Annotated in this window: 2 protein-coding genes; both read right to left on the bottom strand. The window is 64.3% G+C overall.

Annotated elements, in window-relative coordinates; all coding sequences use genetic code 11:
• A partial coding sequence (locus ENN83_RS12360; RefSeq protein WP_287187425.1) for a hypothetical protein occupies positions 1 to 779 on the bottom strand: 779 nt, incomplete at its 3' end.
• Positions 780 to 789: 10 nt separating this feature from the next.
• Entirely contained in the window at positions 790 to 1,884 is a 1,095-nt protein-coding gene (locus ENN83_RS12365) for a Gfo/Idh/MocA family protein (RefSeq protein ID WP_287187427.1), read from the bottom strand.
• Positions 1,885 to 2,447: the final 563 nt, after the last annotated feature.

Genomic DNA, 2,447 nt, shown 5'->3' on the forward strand with positions numbered 1-2,447 from the left:
CCGGGCAGTTCGGAAATCCAGTGGATCGCCTCGTCGGGCGGGATCGCGCCGCTGGCATAGACCGACATCGCGATGGCGCGCACGCGGCCTGATTTCAGCGCGTCGAGATAGGCATCGAAGCCCCCCGACATGCGAAAGCCGATCTTGTTGATGTTGGCGCAGATGATCGGCCGCTCGATGCCCTCCTTTTCCAGCGCATCCAGCAGCATCGGCATGTTCATCGTGATATAGGCCGGCTCCGCCCCGTATTTCTCGACGATATGGTCGTGAAAGATGCGGAAGGCGCGCGTGAAGCCCATGCCCAGCAGCAGGTCGGTGAATACGTTCTGCACGAAGATCACGGGCGTCCTGGTGCCCGCGAACATCTTCATCTCCATGTCGATCAGCACCCGCGCCATGCCGTCGACCTCGCGGGTCGCCAGCGCCTTGCCGCCCGCCAGCGCGGTCGCGAACAGCCCGTCCTCGGGCATGAAATGCTTCAGCGCGCCGACCATGCCATGCTCGGTCACGGCATTGGCGTATTTGTGGGCATAGGGCATGCAGGGGTAGAAGGTAAAATCGCGGTAGCGCGCGGGGTTGGCGCGCACCCGGTCGGCCACCTCGGCGATGCGGTCATGGGTGGTGCACATGAAGGTGCGGATGCCCTCGTCATAGGCGATGTCCAGCACATCCATGATTGCGTCGGTCTTCTGGAAGCGCATCGCCTGGGCGCGGGCCTTTCCCTCGGACATGTGGTTGATGCCGAAGAACTGGTTGTCGCCGAACAAGAGCCTGTCCATCGTCATCTCCCTATCGCCCGAACCAGCCGCGCCGCTTCGCGGGTTCGGGCGCGCGCGCGCGCGCCTCGCCCACGGGCAGCCCGGTTTCGGCATTCTCGATGATCATCGCCAGCGTCCGGTCGGTCTCGGCCGCCGAGGCGAAGCCGTTTTCCGCCGCCTGCGCCTTGCCGTCGCGCACGGCGGCGATGAACTCGGCCAGTTGCGCGGAATATTCCTCGCCGCGCAGGTAGAACCAGGCATCCTCGGTCAGTTCTGTGGTGTATTTCACAGTCCAGCCCGGCCCATAGCCCGGCAGCGCGTCATGGGGCTCGCGCAGGTAGAGCTGGCATTCCTGCCGGTCCGCATAAAGCCGCCCGTTGGTGCCGATCATCGCGATCTTGGTGGACATCTTGCGATGGCTCTCGTCCGACCAGTTCACCGAAAGCTGCGCGGTCGGCCCATCGTTCCAGCGCAGCGTCGAGAACACCTCGTCATCGGTGCCTTCGGAAAACACCTGCCCCAGCACCGAGCCCGTCACCTGGTCGGGCGTGCCGAAGAACCAGTTCAGAAGGTTCAGAGGATGCGCCGCGTAATCATAAAGACAACCGCCCCCCTCCTCCTTGCTGGTGCGCCAGGTCGCGCGCTTGGGGCGCAGCACGACGGGGCCGTAAGCCTCGGCCAGAACATGGGTGACGCGCCCCAGCGCGCCACTGTCCAGGATGCGCTTCATCTCGCGGAAGGCGCCGACATAGCGGTAGTGATAGCCCACCTGCGCCACCCGGCCCTTTTCGGCGGCCAATTCGGTCAGCGCCGCACTGTCGGCCCAGTCGAGGCAGAAGGGTTTCTCGCAGAAGACATGGATATCCCTGTCCAGCGCCGCGCGCACCATCGGCGCATGCAGCCGCGATGGCGTGGCGATCACCACCGCATCCAGCCGCTCCTTTTCCAGAAGCGTGTCGTAATCCTTGTGGATCGGCGTCGCGATGTTCCTGGACAGCACATCCACCAGAAAACCCGACCCGTCACAGGCGATGGTCTCGGCATCGGGGTGCGCATTGACCATCGCGAAATGGCTGAGCCCCATCTTGCCGAGCCCCACCACGGCGATCCGAACCTTGCTGCCCATGCCTGAAACCCTGCTCTGCCCGTTTCCTGACGATATATCGTGATCGGCTGTAAAAACCGCGCGACGTTAGTCCCGTTCGGGCCAGAGGTGCAACAGGGATGGGGCAGGAACAAGACGATAGCGGGCGAATTCTGCGCTAATTCCCCAGCCTGCCGGCATCGTTTCACGAGCCCCCGGCCGCGGCCTGTCGTTCCGCGCAAAGTCAGGGCGCCTTTCAATTCGCTATGTCACTACCAAACGACCGTTTGTCATCGCATGCAAGGGCGTTTGCCGGGCACGCGGGACGCCGGTTTCCTGCAATTTGGGCTGGAACAGAGCCTTTTCCGGGCATGCGGCGCCCTGTGCGGGGCAAGGGGCCGGGGGACGAAAGACACCGCAATCAGAATTCCCCCATGTCATCCGCGCAGCCGTGCTATTCTGCGGGTATGGCACGCAAACCCGTTGATATCGGCGCGGCCTATGACGACCCGCCGAGCCTTACGTCGCCTTATGATCCGGCCCCGCGCCCCGAGGCCGATCTGTGGTTCCTGCCCGAGGGCGACGCGCCGGGCCATGGCGCAGGC

The organism is Rhodovulum sp., assembly GCF_011048875.1.
In the GTDB taxonomy this organism is placed as follows: domain Bacteria; phylum Pseudomonadota; class Alphaproteobacteria; order Rhodobacterales; family Rhodobacteraceae; genus Rhodovulum; species Rhodovulum tesquicola.